Raw genomic sequence first — 20,107 nt, 5'->3', positions numbered from 1 at the left:
GCGATCCGATTGACTCAGGCCCAGTCGGCTCGGTCGAGGAGTTCGGTGTTCAAGGGGACGATGCGCAGGGCGGTGAGCGCTCTTGTGCGTGTGAGGTGGGGGATTTCGATCCATTCGATGCCTTCGTGTTCGGTCAGGCACCATGGGATGGCTTTGAAGTAGCGCAGGGAGAAGCCGGCGAAGTGTGGGGGTCGGCGGTGGTGGACGTCTTTGCCGTGGAGGTGGACGGCGCGGGGGTCGTGGCCTTGCTGTTCGATGTGGGCCAGGACGGCGTGCCCGGCTCGATACAGCGGGCTGGACGGGTTCCAGCGGTCGAGCAGGTACTCCGCGGCGACGGGGTCGGTGACGGTGGCGTCTGGTAGGTCGAGCCGTTCGATGTTGATCGCGTTGGCGGTTACAGCGCTGGTCAGGTGTTCGCGTGCGGGCCGGTCGATCCAGCGGTCGAGTCCTTCGAATTGGGGCAGCATCGCGTCGCGCGGTGCTCTGCTGGCGGTGGGATCGGGTGCCAGGGTGTGGAGCCGCTGGGTGGCGATGCTGATGGCTTCGCCGCGTTGCCAGAGCAGGGTCAGCGGGAAGTCTGCCCGCGCCTTGCCGTCGAAGAAAAATCCGAAGCTGCGGCTGTTGCCGACCAGCGTGCGGCGGATCAGTGATTGCGGGTTGCGCCCCGAACTGAGTGACTGCACCGCATGGGCGATCCACTGTTCGTCTCGGTCCATCTCGATCGCCACATCAATGTCGTGGGGTTCGACAGCGCCGCGGGCGAAGGACCCGAAGAGGTACACCTCGGTGATCAGGATCGTCGGCCACGCATGCCGTTCGGCATCAAGACGTTGGAGGAACTGCTCGACAAGCTGGGCGGCTCGTTCGCGCTTCACTGGACGAGTCTGCCAGCGCGGGGCCGCTCTCGGCGATCCTACGTGTCCGACGTGTCGACGGACGTCGCCGCTCGCCGCTGGTGCTGGTGCGTCAAGGCGGTTCACTCGTTTCGGGGTTCCCCCGTTGGTGTGGAGTGCTGTTGTGGTTGGGGGTGGGTCGCGGTCGGATGGAGTGGAGGGTTCATTCCAGAGCGTTGAGCGGCAGCGGAGGTTGTCATGGCCGATGTTGATGTGATCGTTCGAGATCCGGCGACTGGGTTGTTCGGTTTCCGGGTGGAGCTTGGTCGTGATCGTGCTGGTTCGCGGTTGCAGGCCCGTCGGGGGGGGTTCGTCACGGAGCGGGCGGCGCTGGCGGAGTATCGCCGGTTGTGCCGGCAGCGTGACGCGCAGCGGCCGAGGCTGCGGTTGTCGGACACTGTGCAGACGTTGTGTGAGGACTGGTTGGCGGGTCGGGTGCAGCAGTTGCAGCCGAACACGGTGTACAACTACGGCCGCCTGCTAAATCTGATCTACCCGTTTGTGGGTCGGGTGCGGGCGTCGCGGTTGAGCGGCCGGATGGTTGAGCGCGCATATCAGCAGTTGGAGACTGCTGGCTACTCCCGGACTACGTTGCGGACGTTGCATCTGGTGCTAGGCAAGGCGTTCGGTGAACAGACCGGTCGGCCTCTCGGCGCGTGCAAGCCGCGGGAGTCCGACGACCTGCGTCCGGTGTGGACCGTGGACGAGGTCCGGGCCTTCCATGAGCATGTTGCTGCCGATCGACTGTTTCCGATGTGGCGGTTGCTGCTGACGACCGGTTTGCGTCGCGGCGAGTTGTGTGGTCTGCGCTGGTGTGATCTGGAGCCGGATGTTGCGACGTTGACGGTTCGCCGGCAGCGGGTGGTTGAGGACCCGTCGAGTCGGGTGCGGGAGAAGCCGCCGAAGTCGCATAACGGCATCCGTAGTCTGGTGCTCGACCTGGCGACGCTCACCGTCGTGACCGGTGCGAGGCAGCGGGGGAGGAAGGCGTTGGTGCCGGGGTACATGTTCACCGGCCGGCACGGTCAGCCGCTGCGGCCGGACAACGTCACAGACCGGTTCAACAAGCTGGCGGTCGCCGCGGGGGTCCGCCCGCTCGGCCCGCACCAGGTCCGGCACCTGGTCGCCTCGAACTTGCTGGACCTCGGATACGGCATTGCTGAGGTGGCCGAGCGTCTCGGTCATGATCCGGCGACGTTGATGCGCTACTACTCCCGGGTCAACGCCAGCCGCCGGCGGCAGAGTGCCAACGACCTTGCGGGACTCATCGCGCCGGACTTCACCCCGGCCGCCGAGTCGCTGAGCGCAGCATGAACGACAAACGCCAGCTCCGGACAGCGGCCGGGCTCCGACGGCGAGGTGATTCGTGGACCCCTTTACTCGGCAGGTTTATGCTTTCGGTGACCTGGGAGAACGTGCTTGAGCACGTCGCTGAGGCCTTCAACGACCTGGGGGTCAAGGGGTCGTGGGTTCGAATCCCGCCGTCCCGACATTGCGAAAGGCCAGCTCAGCTGGCCTTTTGGTTGACTGCGATGGATGTTCCGATCGTGTCGTGACACACGTTTTTGCCCGTACGACCGTACGGTTGCGTCGTCGGTGATCGCCCGACGTGTTCGATGAACTCCTCGCTGTTGTGCTGGGCGGAGTCAAGGGGTCTGTGAGGGCCTGTCGGTGCTTGCCGTGAGAGCGCGGTTGAGCAGGCGTTATGTAGATCGGCTCCGATTGTGGCGACACGTGATCGACACCTTGACTCGGACAGACTTCATTCGCCAAATCTGTGTGTCCACTATGGATGATCGCGACACATCTTTGACACGAACGCCCGTACGGTGATCTTCCTGGGAGCGCTCCCTCGCCGCGAAATCAAGTGCTGTCGGTGTTGTGGGGTGTCATTCGTTAGCGTTCCGTTCGCGTCGATGTTCATCGATTGCACCGGCCAACCATTGCGGCCGGGCAATGTCGCCAGCGGGCTCGCCGCCTGCGCTGGTGTGCGCCTGATCGGACCGGACCAGATCCGGCTCCTGCTGGCCTCAAACCCTGCTCAACGACGGGTACGGCATCCACGAAGTCGCCGAACGCCTCGGTCGGAACCCCCGGCATTTCATGCACTACTCGGCGCGGGGTTAACGCAAGCCGGCGGCGGCAGGCCACTGAAAACTCCGCCGAACTCATTGTGTCCTGACGCCAGCGACTGACCCGGGATCAGTCTGCGGTTCTGCGGTGGGGCGGGATTTCCTGGTGCCGTCTGAGCGCGGCGCGCTGCTGCCGCTTGTCATGTAGTGCTTGCGAGCGTCGGGCGCAAGTGCATACCAGTACTCGCCGGCTCGGTCGAGCCGCCACCTGAGTTCGCCCCTGTTCAGCGCCGTGATCATCGAGGGGGTCGCCTGGTTATGGGGGCCGGCCGTGTCGAAACTCGCGCTGAAGCCGTGGTCGGCGGCGGTGCTCGTCGCGGAGCGAGGCGATCAGTTCGGCGACCCCGGCTGTCTGACAGGTACCGGCGGTCAGTCTGCGCATGCGGCCCAGCCGTCGGGGCAACTCGCCGGTGCCCTGTTGATCCACACCTTCTTGATGTCGAATACGGCATCTGCGATGTGGCTGAACGCCCTGGCATGCCCGTTACCCCCCGGCCGCCTCATGCTGTGCCCACACCTGCGTCAATGCCTCCCCGCCAACGGCGAGCCGTCCCACGCCGCCAAACTCATCACGCCGTGAGCGGCACCTGTTCCGACCGGTCTTCCGTGGTCGGCGGCCATGCGTCCCGCGGGCCGCCGGATGGGTGTTTCTGCCCGTGAGCGGGCGTGACTATTGTCACACTGGTCAATGTGCATGTGCATATTGCTATGCGCCCGAGCTGTCAGAACTCCGAGGTCTCTCGACCTCCGCCGTGGCGACGCCTGATTGGCTACACAGAGTCGTTGTGTCGTTACCTTGACCGAAGGTGAGTTCGCCTCTTAATGTCCGTGCCGCCAGAGTCGTGGATCACGGGGGAGCGGCCCGCATGGATATGACACTGCCCGCCGAGGGCTCGCTGATCCCTGCGTGGCGGCGGAGTTTCGCCTGGTTGGCCGTGCTCGCTGTGCTGTTGCCGCTGTTCGTTGTTGCTGGTGTTTCTGGTGCGAGGGCTGCTCCGCCGTCGGCCACCTGCCCGGCGAGCGCTACTGACGGTGCTGCGGCCTTGCGTGCTGCCGCGGCTTGCACGGGGCAGGTTGAGGTGGCGTCGGCGCGCTCGGAGCGTTCGCAGGTGTTCGCGAATCCGACGGGTACCTTCACCGCCGTCGAGGCGGCGGTGGTGCAGCGTGTCCGGGACGGCCGCGGCGGCTGGACAGCACCGGATCCGACGTTACGTCCCGCCGCGCAGGGCGGTTTGGAGCCGGCCGCGAGTTGGCTCGGCATGTCGTTCTCCGCCGGTGGCGCGGGGCCGCTGGTGGCGTTGCGTCGCGGGGACGCTTCACTATCGCTGTATTGGCCCACCGTGCTGCCGACGCCGACGGTGTCGGGGCGTACGGCCACCTACGCGGAGGTGCTGCCGGGAGTTGACCTGCAGTTGGCCGCCTCCGTCGAGGGTTTCTCCGAGGTGTTGGTGGTGAAAACCGCAGCCGCTGCCGCGAATCCGGCGCTGGAAACGCTGCGGTTCCGCACCACGGTGACAGGCGTGCAGTTGCGGGCCGGTGCCGGCGGTTCGGTGGCGGCAGTCGATGCGAAGGGTGTCGCGCTCTTCGCGTCCGGCACGCCGGCGATGTGGGACTCGTCAGGCGGGTCGACGGCCGTGGCGGCTCAGCCGGCCGCGACAGCTCGGACGGCGGCGATGCCGCTGGTGTTGGACGGTGACACGATTGTGGTCCAGCCGGATCTGGCGACGCTGCGTAGCCCGTCGATGACGTTCCCCGTGTACATCGATCCGTCGTTCGGTGCGAGTGCCTGGACGATGATCAACAGCAGGTACAACAACCAGTCGTACTGGAGTTACGACCGCAACGACTGCCCCTCCCCATATTCGTCGGTGCAGTGCGCCAAGGTGGGGTATACCGATGAGGGCCTGACGATGACCTACCGGTCGATCTTCCGGTTCCCGACGTCGGGTTACACCGGCAAGCACGTCCTGGACGCGAAGTTCTCGATCGACCTGCTGCATTCCTGGACGTGCAGCAAGACGATCACCGATCTCACCTACACCCAGGCCATTAGTTCGGGCACGACGTGGAGTAACAACGCCGGTGGTTGGGGTCCGGTGATCGCGTCGTTGAGCAACAACACCTGTAACCGGGCTCGGGTGCGGTCCGAGTGGGGGATCACGAGCCTGGTCCAGACGGCAGCGGGCAACTGGTGGCAGGACATCAACCTCGGGTTGAAGGCCCGCAATGAGAGCAATCACGACGCGTGGAAGAAGTTCGACGCCGGTACGGCGCTGCTGACCGTCACGTACAACTCGTTCCCGAACGCGCCCGATCAGGTCACCGTCTCCGGTTACGCATGCGCGACCGGCGCCGCCCGTCCGGTGGTGAAGACGGCGACGCCGGAGTTGCGCGCCCGTACGACCGACGCGGACGGCACCGCGCAGGTGCACAGTGTCACGTTCTGGTGGTGGCCGGTCGGCGGCACCCGCAACGACACGGACAAGGTCACGCAGAGTTCGGTGACGCCGGGGCAGACCGCGATCGTGAGTATCCCGCCCGGCAGGCTGGCCAACGACGTCAGCTATGTGATCCAGGCTCAGAGCTATGACGGCGTCGATACCGGTCAGTTCTCCCAGACGTGTGAGTTCCAAGTGGATACCGCACCACCGGGCACTCCGTCGCAGGTGACGTCGACGGATTATCCGTCGGACGGTCAGCGTCATGGCGGGGCAGGGATCGCGGGCACGTTCACGTTCTACCCGCCGGCGACGATTCCGTCGGACTTCGCCGGCTACGCGTACACGCTGGACACCGGCACGTCGGCCGCGAACGCGACCCAGGTGGCGGCGAACCCCAGTGACAAGCGGGCCACGGTGACGATCACTCCGCCGACGGACGACGCGTTCACGCTACGGGTGTGGAGCCGGGACACCGGCGGCAGCTTCTCCGCAACGCCGAAGTCGTACGCGTTCAGTGTGAAGGCCGGCGCCGGGCCGGACGCACGGTGGAAACTCGACGAGGGCACCGGCACGACCGCGGCGGACGTGTCGGGTCACGGCAACACGATGACGGCGGCGAACACGGCTTGGACGGCCAGCCGCGGAGGTACCGGCAAGGCATTGTCGTTCAACGGGACCAACGCTTCGGCGGCGACCGGCGGTCCGATCGCGACGAAGTCGCCGACGACTGGTGCGGCGACGACGGTGCGCACCGACGCGAACTTCACTGTCACCGCCTGGGTGAAGATCGACACGTTGCCCGGTACGGGTCAGTACGTGGCGGTGAGTCAGGACGGTACTCGCACGTCGGCGTGGGCCCTCGCGTACCTCGCTTCGGCGGGCCGGTGGCGGTTCGCGATGACCGGATCGGACGTCGACGCTCCGGTGATCTACTCCGTGCAGTCTGATGCGGCGCCGACGGCCGGGAAGTGGACGTACCTCGCGGCGACCTACGACGCCGCCACGCACCAGATGCGGCTCTACGTCGATGGTGTCGCCCAGACCGGCACGGCGACGGTCGTCGGCGGCTTCAACGCCACCGGACCGGTGGTGCTCGGCCGGCGGCTGTGGGCCGGCAACCCGGACAGTCGCCTCAACGGCAGCGTCGACGATGTGCGGATCTACGCCCGGCTGGTCGGGGCGGCGGAGCCGGAGTTCACCAGCCAGCTCAATCCGGAAGCGCCGATCGTCACATTCCCGAACGGCAACGTCACCCAGGTCGGGCAGTCGCTGCAGGTGACGTTCGGTGCTGGGGGTGACCCGGCGGTGACGACGGTCAAGTACGGCGTCGGCGCGCCGAATGTCACGTCGACCGCGACGCTGCCCACGGCTGGTGGGCAGGTGACCGTCACCCTTCCGCCGGCGTTGGCCGCCGGCGAGCTGTGGGTGTATGCGCAGGCGGTCACGAGTGCCGGTCGGCAGAGCGCGATCGTCGGCGCGGTCATGCAGGTGGTGACGCCGCCGTCGTTGAGCGGCACCGTGATCGACGGCATGACCGGCGATGCGATGACCGGGATCACCGTGACCCTGCAGCCGGGCGGGCTGACCAGGACGACCGACGCGTCCGGTGTCTACGAGTTCACCGGCCTGACCGCCGGGACGTACACCGTGACAGCCACGGTGCCGGACAGCTGTGGCGTGTTCGCCAGCACCGCGGTCGAAGTGAACACCGCGACATATCAGGATCTGGTGCTGTACCCGCAGTCGGACGTGTTCGGCTACGCCTGCACGGTGGGCACGGAAACGTTCGTCAACGCCGACACGACGGTGCTGCCGCTGACCGGCGATGACGCCGTGACCCAGGTGAGCCTGCCGTTCGCGGTGCCGTTCTACGGCCAGGCCATGTCTACGGCATGGGTGTCGACCAACGGGCTGCTGACGTTCGCCGACCCGGGCAGCGATGCGTTGGGAACGAACGCGAGCATCCCCAGCCCGGGTGTGCCGGACTCGATCGTCGCGCCGTTCTGGGCCGACCTGTATGTCGACGGTGTCGCGAGCGTGCGCACGACCGTGGTCGGGTCGGCTCCGGATCGGAAGTTCGTGGTTGAGTGGCGCAACGTCGCCTTCTACAACGACTTCCCGCGCCGCATCACGTTCGAAGCGGTGCTGGGCGAGGACGGTGACATCACCTTCAACTACGCCAGCCTGGATGACGCCAAGGAGCGCGGCGACTCCGCGACGGTCGGTATCGAAAGCAACGGCGGCTCGTACGGATTGCAGTACTCCTACAACATGGCGTCGTTGACGTCGGGGAAGTCGATCCTCATCGGCCACCCGGCTGACGCGCAACCGATCAGCACGTGGACCCTGTCCGGCACGGTCACCCAGGCCGGGACACCGGTGGCGGGGGTCACGGTGACACTGCTGCCGCGAGGCGTCACGACCACCACGGCCGCGAACGGCACGTACAGCTTCGGCAACCTCGAGCAGGACGGCTACACGGTGGCGGCCAGCTACGGCTGCACCGCCGTGTCGCAGCCGCTGTACCTGGGCGGGGACACCACCGTCGATCTGGCGTTGACCGCGGTCCCGGACGAATACGGTTACCTGTGTTCGACGAGCAGCCAGTCGTTCGTGCCGGCGGACACCACAGTGCTGGGCCTGACCGGCGATGAGGGCGTCACGCAGGTGGCGCTGCCGTTCCCGGTGACGTTCTACGGCCAGAGCTCCAGCAGCGTGTGGGTGTCGACGAACGGGTCGGTGAGCTTCACCGACCCGAGCGCCGCCCATGCCGACAACCGTGCCGCCCTGCCGGACAGCGCCGCGCCCAACGCCACGCTGTACCCGTTCTGGGACGACCTCGTCGTCGACGGCTCCGCCAGCGTGCGAACGGCAACGATCGGATCTGCGCCGAACCGGCAGTTCGTCATCGAATGGCGCAACGTCCACATCTACGGCAACCTGTCGCAGCGCGTCACGTTCGAGGTCCTGATTGCCGAAAACGGAACGGTCACGTTCAACTACACCGGTCTGGACAACGCCGGCGAACGCGGCGCCACCGCAGTCGTCGGGATCGAGAACCACACCGGCCTGATCGGGCAGACCTACTCGTCGTTCACGCCGTCGCTGCTGGACGGCCGCGCGATCACGTACACCCCGCCGGCGCCATGACCGGCACGCCGATCCAACGTCATCGTCTTCACACCGCCGTCGATGCTGTCGAGTTCTGGAGGTTGTCGGTGCAGGACACTCCGCCGCCGTACGTGCCGGCGCTGCTCACCGCGCGGCGGGCCTGGTCCCTGGCGCGCCGCCGTGGGCGGGCAGGGCTGCTGTTTCTGCTGACCGTCGCACTGGTCGTATCGGCCGGCGGTCAGACGCCCGCGTTCGCGGCGCCGCCGAAACCGTTCACGTCGGCGCAGGCAGCCAAGGTGCCGAGCGTGAAGACGAAGCCGATCACGGCCGGCAAGCAGATCGCCGACTCCCGCAAGCCGGCGTCAGCGAACCCACCGGCGGTATGGCCGTCGGCGTCGACCGCGGACCTCGACGTGACAGCGCAGCCTGCCGCGGCGAAGGCCGCAACGGCGGCCAGTCCGGTCAGTGTCGGCATCCCCCGTTCCACGCAGCAGGCCCGCACGATCGGCGCGGCCAGCATCGGTGTCCCGTCCCGGGTCCGCGTCGAGGTCCTGGACCAGCAGACGTCGTCGAAGGCGAACGTGCACGGCCTACTGCTCAGGGTGGGCCGCTCCGACAACCGCACCGACGTCGGCATGGTCAACGTGACCGTCGACTACAGCCGCTTCGCCACCGCCTATGGCGCGGACTGGTCCACGCGGCTACGGCTGGTGCAGCTGCCGGCCTGTGCGCTGAGCACACCGGACCTGCCGGAGTGCCGCGGCACCCCGCTGCCGACCCGCAACGACACCAAGGCCGGCAAGGCGTCCGCGGATGTCACCGTCGGCACGGTACCCGGCGTACAGGCCGAAGCCGCGGCCGCCGGCGGGATGCAGCTGCTCGCGCTTGCCGCGGGTACGTCCGGTTCGGCGGGTAGCTACGGTGCCACGAGCCTGTCGGCGTCCGGTACGTGGTCCGCGGGTGGCTCGTCCGGTGACTTCTCATGGTCGTATCCGATGCGGACCCCGCCGTCACTGGGCGGCCCGTCCCCAACACTGCAGGTGACGTACTCCGCGCAGTCCGTCGACGGGCGCATGGCGACGACGAACAACCAGCCGTCGATCATCGGTGAAGGTTTCGAGCTGACCACGACCGGCTACATCGAACGCCGGTACAAGACCTGCAGCGAGGACCAGGCAGGTGGCGGCAACAACACGGTCAAGACCGGCGACCAGTGCTGGGCGACGAACAACGCCACGATGAGCCTCAACGGCAGCGGCTCGGAACTCATCCAAGACAACACCAACCCGAACCTGTGGCACCCCCGCAACGACGACGGCTCCCGCATCGAACGCAAGACCGGTGCCCCGAACGGCGACAACGACGGCGAATGGTGGGTCGTCACCACCGTCAACGGCACCCAATACTGGTTCGGCCGCAACCAGCTGCCGGGCGCACCCGCCGGCACGACAACGAACTCGACATGGACGTCGCCGGTGTTCGGCAACCACGTCAACGAGCCGTGCCACGCCGCGACGTTCGCCGCCTCGTCGTGCACCCAGGCGTACCGGTGGAACCTGGACTACGTCGTCGACCCGCACCGCAACACCATGTCCTACTGGTACTCCACCGACCCGAACTACTACAGCAAGAACAACGGCGCGCAGGCACAGTACATCCGCGCGGGGCAGCTCGACCACGTCGACTACGGCACCCGGGTCGAGAACGTCCAGGTCCCCCTTGATTACACGACCGGGACCGACACGACGTTCACCGGACATGCGGCGGCTCGCATCAGCTACACCTATGCGGACCGGTGCCTGGCTGATTGCGCGACGAAGGACAAGGCCCACTGGCCCGACACTCCGTGGGACCTCAACTGCGCCAGCGGCGCGACGTGCGAGCAGACGTCGCCGTCGTTCTGGACGACCCGCCGGCTCGCGTCGATCACCACCAAGGTGTACGAGGTCGCCATCTCGGACTTCCGCGACGTCGAGCGGTGGACCCTCACCCACTCCTACCCGGACCCCGGGGACGGCACCCGCGCCGGGCTGTGGCTGCAGAAAGTCTCCCACGAGGGCTTCGTCGGCATCATTCCTCCGGCTCCCCCAACGACCATCCCGGACGTCACGTTCGTCGGCACGCCGATGCACAACCGCGTCGACGCCGTCGACGCATCGCCGTCGATGAACTGGAGCCGGCTCACCGCGATCAACACCGAGACCGGCGGCCAGATCCAGATCGTGTACCTCGGGCCGGACTGTGTGGCCGGTTCGCGGATGCCGTCCGCGCCGTCCACGAACACGCTGCGTTGCTACCCGGTGCGGTGGACCCCGGACCCGATCACCGGCGAGATCACCGACTACTTCCACAAGTATGTCGTGGACAAGGTCATCGAGAACGACCTCACCGGCGGCTCGAAACGGGTGCTGCACCAGTACACCTACATCGGCGACCCGGCCTGGCACTACGCCGACGACGACGGCCTGATCTCCGCCGACCAGAAGACCTGGAACGTGTGGCGCGGGTACGCGAAGGTCGGCGTGTCCGACGGTGAGGCACCGACCGCGCCGGGCAACCCGGACGAGCGCACCTACAGCGAGACGTTGTACTTCCGCGGCATGCACGGCGACAAGCTGCCGTCGGGTACGCGGACGGTGAACGTCGTGGACTCCCTGGGTGGCAGCGTCCCGGACGAGGATGCCTACTCGGGCATGATCCGCGAGTCGCGGACGTTCAACGGCGTCGGCGGCGCTGAGGTATCCGGTGCGATCAACGACCCGTGGCAGTCCGCGGCCACCGCCACCCGCACCGTCAACGGCATCGTCACCACGGCGAAGTTCGTCAACACGCAGGCGGTGCACACCCGCACCGCCCTGGACGGCACCCGCGCCCCGCGGGTCTCCTCGACAAAGAACACCTTCGACGCCTACGGCATGATCGTCGCCGCCACCGACTACGGCGATGACGCGGTCACCGGCGACGAGCAGTGCGTCACCACCACCTACGAACCACGCAACACCAGCGTGTGGCTCATGACCGCGCAGCACCGCAGTCAGAGCTACGCGGTGGACTGCGACAAGGTCGCCACCGGCCCGATCGTCGAGGCCGACGTCATCGGCGACAGCCGCACCTACTTCGACGGCGCCACCGTCTTCGGCACCGCACCCACGAAGGGTGATGTCACCAAGACCGAGGCGCTCAGCACGTGGAGCGCGACCACCCCGACCTACTACCAGCTGACCAGGTCCAACTACGACGACCTCGGCCGAGTGATTGAGTCGTGGGACGCGATGGACTACCGCTCGGCCACCGCCTACACCCCGGCGTTGACCGGCCCGGTCACCCAGACTGTGGACACCAACCCGCGGGGCTGGACCACGACCACTACGGTGGAACCGGCGTGGGGGCTCACCACGTCCACAGTAGACACGAATCTGCGGCGGACCGACCTCGCCTACGACGGCCTCGGGCGGCTCACCGACGTGTGGCTGCCCGGCCGGGTGAAGGGCACGGATACCGCCAACACGCACTACGACTACCTGATCCGCACCGACGGCGCGAACGCCGTCACCACGAAGCAGCTCAACCCCACCGGTGGATACACCACCTCGTACAACCTGTTCGACGGCCTTGTGCGGCAACGGCAGACGCAGACCGCGTCGGTGTCCGGCGGGAGGCTGCTCACTGACGTCTTCTACGACACGGCTGGCCGGGCGGTGCGCAGCTTCGCCCCCTATCACGACGCGTCCGGTGCACCGGGCACCACGATCGTCGGCGTCGTTGACGAGGGCATCACCATTCCCTCGCAGACCCGTCTGGAGTTCGACGGTGCCGGCCGGCAGACCGCGGAGATCTTCCAGCCGTACAACGTCGAGCGGTGGCGGACGAGCACCTACTACGGCGGCGACTACACCGCCGTGACACCGCCTGACGGCGGCACCGGCACCGTCACCATCATGGACGAGAACGGGCGCACCACCGAGCTGCGCCAGTTCGCCACCCGGGTGCCGGGCGGGCTGAACGCCGACCCGTCCACCTACGACAAGACCACGTACACCTACAACCGGCGCGGGCTGCTGGAGAAGGTCAAGGACCCGGCCGGGTTCGAATGGACCTACGGCTACGACCTGCGCGGCCGCAACACCACCACGACCGACCCGGACACCGGCACCACCACGAACACCTACGACAACGCAGGGCGGGTCACGTCCACCAAGGACAGTCGCAACATCACGCTGCTGTACACGTACGACAACCTGGACCGCAAGATCGGGCTCTACCACACGTCCATCTCGGCGGCGAACCAGCTGGCCGGCTGGAGCTACGACACCACGAAACTCCCCGACGGGGTCACCGCGGCCAAGGGGTACCCGACGTCATCGACGCGGTACGAGAGCGGTCGGCAGTACAAGAGCACCGTCGTGCAGTACACCGACCAGTATCAGCCGACGACCACCACCATCAGCATCCCCACCGGCGAGACCGGGGTAGCGGGTGACTACACGTACTCCACCAGCTACAACGTCGACGGCAGCATCGCCGGTACGACGTCCCCGGCGGTGGGTGACCTGACCAGCGAACCGCTGATGGTCGGGTACAACACGCTGGGCATGACCACGACGCTGAGCACCTTCTACGGCGGCACCCAGCGGTGGCTCGTGCAGAACACCTCGTACAACGCCCTGGCCCAGCCGACGCAGTACAAGCTGTCCACCGGCACGGTCAACCCGGACGACGGCGACGACGCTGGGCCGTTCACGTACCTGTCCCGCGGGTACGAGCTGGAGACCGGGCGGCTGCTCAACCTCAAGACCGAACGCGATCAGGTTTCCCCGAACACTGTCGCGGATCTGCACTACACGTACAACGACTACGGCAGTATCACGAAGCTCGCGGACACCCCGGCCGGTGGGACGGCGGACGTGCAGTGCTTCACCCACGACCGGTACGAGCGGCTGACCGAAGCGTGGACCCCACAGTCCGGCAGCTGCACCGGGGCGAAGACCGTGGGCGGTCCAGCGCCGTACAACGTGGCGTACGAGTACGACACTGTGGGGCGGCGCACGAAGCAGACCCAGTACGGCACGGTCGGCGGCGACGCGGTCACCACCTACGCCTACCCGACCGGTGCGAACCCGGCCCTGATCGTGCGGCCGCACACCCTCAGCAGCGCCACCACGACGATCGGTGGCGTCGCCCAGCCCGCGAAGGCGTACACGTACGACAACGCCGGCAACACCCTCACCCGGCCGGGCGCCAACGGTGCGCAAACCCTGCAGTGGGACAAAGAGGGCCGCCTGTCCAGCGTCACCGACACCAGCGGCACCGTCAGCTACCTCTACGACGCCGACGGCAACCGCATCCTGCGCAGGGACGCCACCGGTAAGACGCTGTACCTGCCGGACATGGAAGTCCGGTGGACCAGTTCCTCCAACAGCAAGGCGTGCACCCGGTTCTACAGCTTCGGCGGCACGACCGTCGGGCAGCGCACCGCGACCGGGATCACGTGGCTGTCCAGCGACCACCAGGGCACCGCGGACGTGTCAGTTGTCGCCTCCACACAGGCGGTGACGGTGCGGCGGCAGCAGCCGTTCGGTGAGACCCGCGGCGGCGGCGTCGCGTGGCCGAACGAGAAGGGCTTCGTCGGCGGCACCAACGACCCGACCGGTCTGGTGCAGGTAGGCGCCCGCGCCTACGACCCTGCCATCGGCCGGTTCATCTCCGCCGACCCGATCGTGGACCACAACGATCCGCAGCAGTTGCAGGGATACGCGTACTCGGAGAACAGCCCCGTCTCGCACAGCGACGCCACCGGGCTACGCACCGACGAACAGTATTACGGCAAGTCCGGTGCGGAGACCATGAATGCCCCCCTCATGGACCCGGCCGAGATGGCCAAATTGAGGCAGCAGGAACTGGACCGGCAGAAACGCATCAAAGAACAGCAACACCGGGCCTGGTGCAAGAAGAACCCGATCCAATGCGGGCTGAAAAAGGCCGCCACCGCCACCGTCAACTGGGTCGACGAACACAAAGCCGAAATCATTGGAACTGTCGTCAGCATTGCCGTGGGCGTCGGCTGCATCGGTTTGATCGGCTGGACCGGTGTGGGCGCCGTCGCCTGCGGTGCCGTAGCTGGCGCGGTCGGCAACATGGTGACTTACGCCATCAAGACCAAAGTCGAGGGCAAGGGCAACTTCTCCTGGGGTGGCATGCTCGGTGCCGGAGCTACCGGCGCCATCGTGGGCGGCCTGATGGGCGGCGCCGGAGCCATCGCTGGCCAAGCCCTCAAAGCCGGCGTCTCAGGGATGGTGTCCGGGGCCGGCGCCAAAGCTGCCACCGATGCCACCAGCAAAGCCGTCGCAACTCAATCTCGTGCTATTGCCGAAGGGGCGAAGAACCTCGCCAAAAGCGGAGAGACCCCCCACTTCAGCGCCTATCCGCGCGAGTTTCTCGACCAAGCAGCAAAGTACGGTAAGGCCGGAGTTCGAGAGCTTCCCGATGGTCGGGTACGCTTCTACGGGGAGGTCGCCAAGGCTCGTACGGCCGGTGAGATGGTCGGTCGCCGCCTCGTCCGCGAATGGAACCCTGCTAACGGTGCCACCCGTATTTGGAACGAAACGCTAGACCACGCTGGAAGGGTCAGGATCGTTCGTCCTGACGTCGTCGCCACCGGGGGCAGCAAGGTTCACTACATGTTTGACGCCGTTGGCAAGTATACGGGGAAGTGGTAGACGTGCGTGAGGTTCTTGAGCAGGTCAGGATTTACATGACCGCCTTGGTGCAGGAATCAGTAAGTCGTGAGGAAGTGGCCGATTGGGCCATGGCACGCGTCAAGGATGAATCCGCCGACTACTCGTCCGATGCTATTCTTTGGACAGCACTCGATCGGTTAGCCGGAGCTGATCTTCAACAAGGGCCCGGGGTGTATCTGCATGATGGGGCCGATTTTCGCGCCTGGCTTGCTGACCTCGATCGGTAGTCGACCCGATAGAGTCCGGCGAACAGCTTCGGCGCGGAGGTCAGCCCCACGCCGAAGCTGCCACTAACTCCTTGACGTGATCTCAACAAATTACGGTAGATACCGATATTCGAAGTGCGTGAGGTGCAGGGCTGCGGCGACGATGTCGCCGAGTGCGCGGGGGCTGGTGGTGTGGCGGAGGGGTTCGCCGGCGGCCGGTGAGGATGGCGAAGCCGCGTTCGCCGAGGCCGCGCATCGAGCGCAGCAGCAGGTTATGGGCGCGGTTGTCGACGGTGAGTGGTCGGCCGTCGGCGGATTGCTTGTACGGGGTCTGGATGCCCAGGCCGGTGCTGTCGTAGCCGGCGCCGGTCAGGGTCGGTAGGTCCGAGACCGACCGGTGCCGGCTCCGTTGCGTTGAGCGTTGGCAAGATCGAGGCAGACTCGAGCAGTGAAGTCATCGATCCGTCCGCGCACGTGGCTGCCGCCGAAGTCGGCGTTCGCCGGCTTCCGGTTCCCGCCCGAGGTGATCGCCGTCGCGGTGCGCTGGTACCTGCGGTTCAATCTGTCCTACCGCGACGCGGTCCGGAGGTTCTTCCGCCGTGCGCTGTCCACGCTGAAGGTCAAGCCTGCTGAGGTGGTCACCGATGCCGCCGCGGTCTACCCCGCGGTCCTCGACGAGCTGATCCCGTCGGCGTGGCACCACGTCGAGCAGTACGCCAACAATCCGATCGAGGCCGATCACGGTCGGCTCAAGCACCGGCTGCGACCGATGCGCGGGCTGCGAACGGACAAGACCGTACAGGTGATCATCACCGGTCATGCCTTCATGCAGAACCTTCGACGCGGACACTACGAGGTCGCCGTCGACGCCCCGCCGGCAACGCGGGTCGCCGCCGCGTTCACCGAACTCGCCCAAGCGATCTGACCGCCGACCCCGATCAGGGGTTCAACGCGTCCAACGATCCCATAACGCAACGGCGCCTTTCAGCGTCCTTGGCACGGTCGCTCATGGGCAGCAGGCGCAGCATCGCCAGCGTGTTGGTTACGCCGAGGTAGGCCAGTCGGAGCAGCACAACCAGACATCCTCGCCCCGCGGTCGTCAGCGGTACGACAAACCCGGGCACGTTGACAAACGCAAGATCTCGTTGTGGCGGTCAAAGTGACCGTGAACAGGGCGGACGTCATTGTCGGCACCCGCAGGACTCTGTTGCCTAATTCTGTCATGCGGCGAGGGGTGAGATCGAGCCTGCTCAGGTGGGTCATGCCTGCAATCGGAAGCCGAAAGATATTGCGGCGCGGAGCCGGCGGAGGTCGTCCACGTTCGGAAGGAAACCTTCTCGCTCGCGTACCGCCAGCATGGCGGCGGCACGCTGACGGGTTTCGACAGCGCCCCTGCTCATCGCCATGGCGATGGCGTCGAACCGATCCGGCAGCAGCTTCGGTTGCCGGATCACGATCGCGGCCAGGCTGATCGCGAGGTCGTCCTGTGTTTGCGAGTCGATAGCGAAGGTCACCACCTCACGGACGACGTCGATGTCGAGGGACGAGGCGTCCCGTTCCAGCAGTCGTAGGAGCAACGTGCCGGCCGGGGGTGTGCAGCGGTCCGGGGCGCCGAGCCGACGGATCAGGCCGAGGTACTCGGTGGACGTCAGCGGCATGCCTGCCATGAGGCTCTCCAGCAGCGTTTCGTGGAGGTGCGCGTGCTCAGGTCCGTCGGTGCCGGTCCGGCGCCACGATCGAATCCCGGATCGGATCCACGCCTCGAGCACGTGCTGGCCGGTGATACGAGCCTCACCGAACGCCAGGCGAAAGTCCGACAACAGGTCGCTGTGCCAGCCCTGCACGTTGAGATGCAGACTCACCTCCCGCGTCGCGCCGGAAGCGTCCAGCCGTTCACGCAGGTCGAACGTGTTGCAGATCGCTTCCCAGTCAGACACGTCAAGACACGAGCGCCACAGCGCCACCATTGCCCGCCAGGCCGTGAGGTCACTCGTGCTTCCCATCACGACCTCGTCGAGTGGTACTCCGTCGTCGCCGCCCGGCAGCGTAAGGCGAAGCGTGACGAGGTTGACGCTGTACACCGCGAACCGTTTGATCGGATCGCCACCGGCCTGGACGTACGTCGCGTACCGCATGCTCTCCGTAAAGAGATTTCTCCGGTCGCTGTTGATGAGTTGCGTCAGTGTCTCGAGCGTCGCATCATGCTCCGCGGCGCCATACCGGGCCCAGATTTCGGCGGCGAACGAAAGAATCCGCGGGTTCTTGACCAACGGCTGGTGCGACAGTAGGGCGCGCAGTTCACTCAGGTCCATGCTGACCGTCGACCGGCGCAGCGCCCGGATCGCCTGCGCCTGGGCCAGGTCACGCAGGATCCGCATGATCCTTGAGGCGACCATGAACTCGCCGAAGGTGGCGTGGAGAAACTCGTACGTCCGCGGCGGCTGCCGGGCACCGTCGATGCGGCGCTTAGGCGGCGGCGAGTGGATGAAGAAGAACCGGGCGAGCGTCGCGGCGGCATGGTCGAGCGGATCGTCGAGGTCTACGGGCGACAGCGCCTCGTCGCCGTCGAGGAACACCGCCAGGTCCGCGCGCAGGTCCTCCTCCGTCAGGAATTGACGGCTGCGGTTGAACATCGCCAATGCCGCGATCGCAAGTTGATGAAATCGAAGATCGACGAGATTGGCGTACACGTCAGAGCGGGGACCACCCCGGATCTGTTCCTTGTCGAGTTCACGCCGGATGAACGTGTCGACCAGCGCCTGGTAGAGCTCCGACGACGACATGGCCTGGCTATCGAGCTGCTCGTTCTCAGGATTTGATGCGTAGAGCGCGAGCATCAGCAGTAGCAGCGGCTGACGGGCCAGCTCGCCGGCGTGGCGTGCCACTTCCGACGTCATCGGCCGGAACCGCGGCACGTCCAGGTTAGCCTGATTCCAGACGCTCAGCCATTCATCGATCTGACGATCGTCGAAGTCCTCGAGCTTCACCAGTAACGAACCCGCCGGAATCGCCAGCCGGTCGGCCACGACCGTGCGGCAGGTGACAGCTGCGGCCACGGGGGCGCCCTGGGCGAACTCGGTGTCTTGGAATTCCTGGACGTCGAACAGGTATCGGGCGCGGGAGGCGCCGCTGGCCAGCATCAACTCGTCGAGACCGTCGAACAGCACGACCCGAGTACCTCCGAGGTCCCCTGTGACAAGATCGTTGAGCTTCACTCGGCCGCTGGTCGACTCATCCAGTGCCTCCTGGACCTGCTGATACACGGGCGCGTATGCATGCACGCGTCGCAGCGCCACGCAGATGGCGACGAATTGCTCCCGGGGCAGCCGGGCCGCGAGCACAGTTGCGAGCAATGACTTCCCGGCGCCCGGATGACCGAGGATGACGATTGGGCGCCGAATGCTCTCGGGCGAAGCGAAGTGCGCCGCCAGGAACAGGTTCAGATCGGACTCCACCGGCCGTTCGAGCCACCAGGACTCGTCGGCCATGCGTGCCGCAGGGTCGGCGAGCGCAAAGCGAAACCGAGGCATCACGTGGATCTCTTCAACTGACGGAAACCGCAGGGTCTCGCCGTACCAGGAGCCCTCGCGCGCGAGGACCGGCTTGCGCAGCGTGCTCGCGTTGACGGCGGCAACGATGTCCTGCGCGCTGACGACGTCCGGCCGCCCGACCCGAGAGCCTGTGAAGGTGCCGCCGCTGGTGATCGCATGGCGGAGGAGCGACTCAAGGCTGGCGAGCGCCTTGGTGTCCGCACGGATGGCGGTCAGCGCCCCGGCGATGACGTTCAGTTCCTGGTGTGTCTGCGTGTGCTCAGCAAGATCCGCCCAGAAGGCGAATTCGGTCGCCCGGCCGACCAAGTCGGCGTAACCGTCGCGGTACAACACCAATGCGTCGGTCACGATGTCGTTGTGTGTCGTCCCCAGCACCTGCTGCCAGCCCGGCAGGCCGCGGAAGAACTGGAACGAGCGCTCTGCCATCGAACGATAGAGCGGCGCGATCCGGTGTTGCAGATTCGCTTCGAACCCGAGGCCGGACCACGGCATCGCAACGCGGGTCTGCATCAGTTCCGCGAGACGGCCGCGTCCGTCCTGCCGCTGTGTACGCGGACCCGGCAGGACCCCCTCAGTGGAAACCTTCAACCCCGCGTGGCGCGGTCCGATCGCGGTGCGGAGGGTGTCGAAGAACGAGGCCACCACAACGATGGTGTGCGCGGCCTCGATCAGCTGGTAGCGAGCCAGGCCGGTGGTGCCGGCCAACTGAAAGGCAAGCCCGTGCATCAACCGCCTGCACTGTGCCATCACCTCGTTCGCCGGGTCGATCAGGCCGACAAATGGGTCGCCGATCGCCGCGCTGGCGCCGAAAACGACGCCGCCAAGCGAAGCGTCGATCTCGGTCAGCGTCGGCCGGTCGAACTGGCCGAGCACCTGCAGGGCGCCCCTGAAGCTGACCGATGGCTCGATGCGCATTCCTTACACCCTGGCACTGGCGCCTCTGCGCAGTAAGGCCGCTTGCTGTCAGAAATCAGCACCGGCCGCGATCGTTGCCATCGCCCAGGAATTATGCTGTGCGAAGGCATTTATGGGCGGC

At 66.5% G+C, this 20,107-nt stretch carries 8 protein-coding genes; 6 read left to right on the top strand and 2 right to left on the bottom strand.

The features are described from left to right. Positions 1 to 14: 14 nt before the first annotated feature. Positions 15 to 875: a nucleotidyltransferase domain-containing protein gene (locus AB0I21_RS36600; protein WP_360568146.1), complete on the bottom strand. Its 861-nt coding sequence runs from the start codon at positions 873 to 875 to the stop codon at positions 15 to 17. 216 nt (positions 876 to 1,091) lie between these two features. Here AB0I21_RS36600 and AB0I21_RS36595 point away from each other — a divergent pair, with 216 nt between their 5' ends. The 6 genes from AB0I21_RS36595 (at position 1,092) to AB0I21_RS36570 (ending at position 16,445) form a co-directional block, all read left to right on the top strand. Continuing rightward, complete coding sequence (locus tag AB0I21_RS36595) at positions 1,092 to 2,207, top strand: site-specific integrase (RefSeq protein ID WP_360568145.1); 1,116 nt, start codon at positions 1,092 to 1,094, stop codon at positions 2,205 to 2,207. 1,050 nt (positions 2,208 to 3,257) lie between these two features. Further along, the gene (locus AB0I21_RS36590; RefSeq protein WP_360568143.1) at positions 3,258 to 3,605 is read left to right on the top strand and encodes a hypothetical protein; all 348 of its coding nucleotides are present in this window, start codon (positions 3,258 to 3,260) and stop codon (positions 3,603 to 3,605) included. 529 nt (positions 3,606 to 4,134) lie between these two features. Beyond that, positions 4,135 to 8,616 (top strand): LamG-like jellyroll fold domain-containing protein, encoded by a 4,482-nt coding sequence (locus AB0I21_RS36585; protein WP_360568141.1) that lies wholly within the window; start codon positions 4,135 to 4,137, stop codon positions 8,614 to 8,616. 68 nt (positions 8,617 to 8,684) lie between these two features. Beyond that, entirely contained in the window at positions 8,685 to 15,293 is a 6,609-nt protein-coding gene (locus AB0I21_RS36580) for an RHS repeat-associated core domain-containing protein (RefSeq protein WP_360568139.1), read from the top strand. Between the two features lie 2 nt (positions 15,294 to 15,295). Beyond that, entirely contained in the window at positions 15,296 to 15,541 is a 246-nt protein-coding gene (locus AB0I21_RS36575) for a hypothetical protein (RefSeq protein ID WP_360568137.1), read from the top strand. 457 nt (positions 15,542 to 15,998) lie between these two features. Then, positions 15,999 to 16,445 carry a DDE-type integrase/transposase/recombinase gene (locus AB0I21_RS36570; RefSeq protein WP_360568167.1) on the top strand — a complete coding sequence of 149 codons (447 nt, stop codon included), beginning with the start codon at positions 15,999 to 16,001 and terminating at the stop codon, positions 16,443 to 16,445. A gap of 334 nt (positions 16,446 to 16,779) precedes the next feature. On the opposite strand, the gene AB0I21_RS36565 is transcribed toward AB0I21_RS36570, so the two are convergent. Further along, the gene (locus tag AB0I21_RS36565) at positions 16,780 to 19,986 is read right to left on the bottom strand and encodes a hypothetical protein (protein WP_360568135.1); all 3,207 of its coding nucleotides are present in this window, start codon (positions 19,984 to 19,986) and stop codon (positions 16,780 to 16,782) included. Positions 19,987 to 20,107 lie beyond the last annotated feature (121 nt).

The sequence above is a fragment of the Dactylosporangium sp. NPDC050588 genome (assembly GCF_040654975.1).
Classification (GTDB): domain Bacteria; phylum Actinomycetota; class Actinomycetes; order Mycobacteriales; family Micromonosporaceae; genus Dactylosporangium; species Dactylosporangium maewongense.
Note: the sequence above shows the minus strand (reverse complement) of the source record. Positions and strands in the feature narration are given on the sequence as shown.

Coding starts and splice junctions, on each gene's coding strand:
- AB0I21_RS36595 (WP_360568145.1), top strand. CDS start 1,092: ATGGCCGATGTTGATGTGATCGTTCGAGATCCGGCGACTGGGTTGTTC.
- AB0I21_RS36565 (WP_360568135.1), bottom strand. CDS start 19,986: ATGCGCATCGAGCCATCGGTCAGCTTCAGGGGCGCCCTGCAGGTGCTC.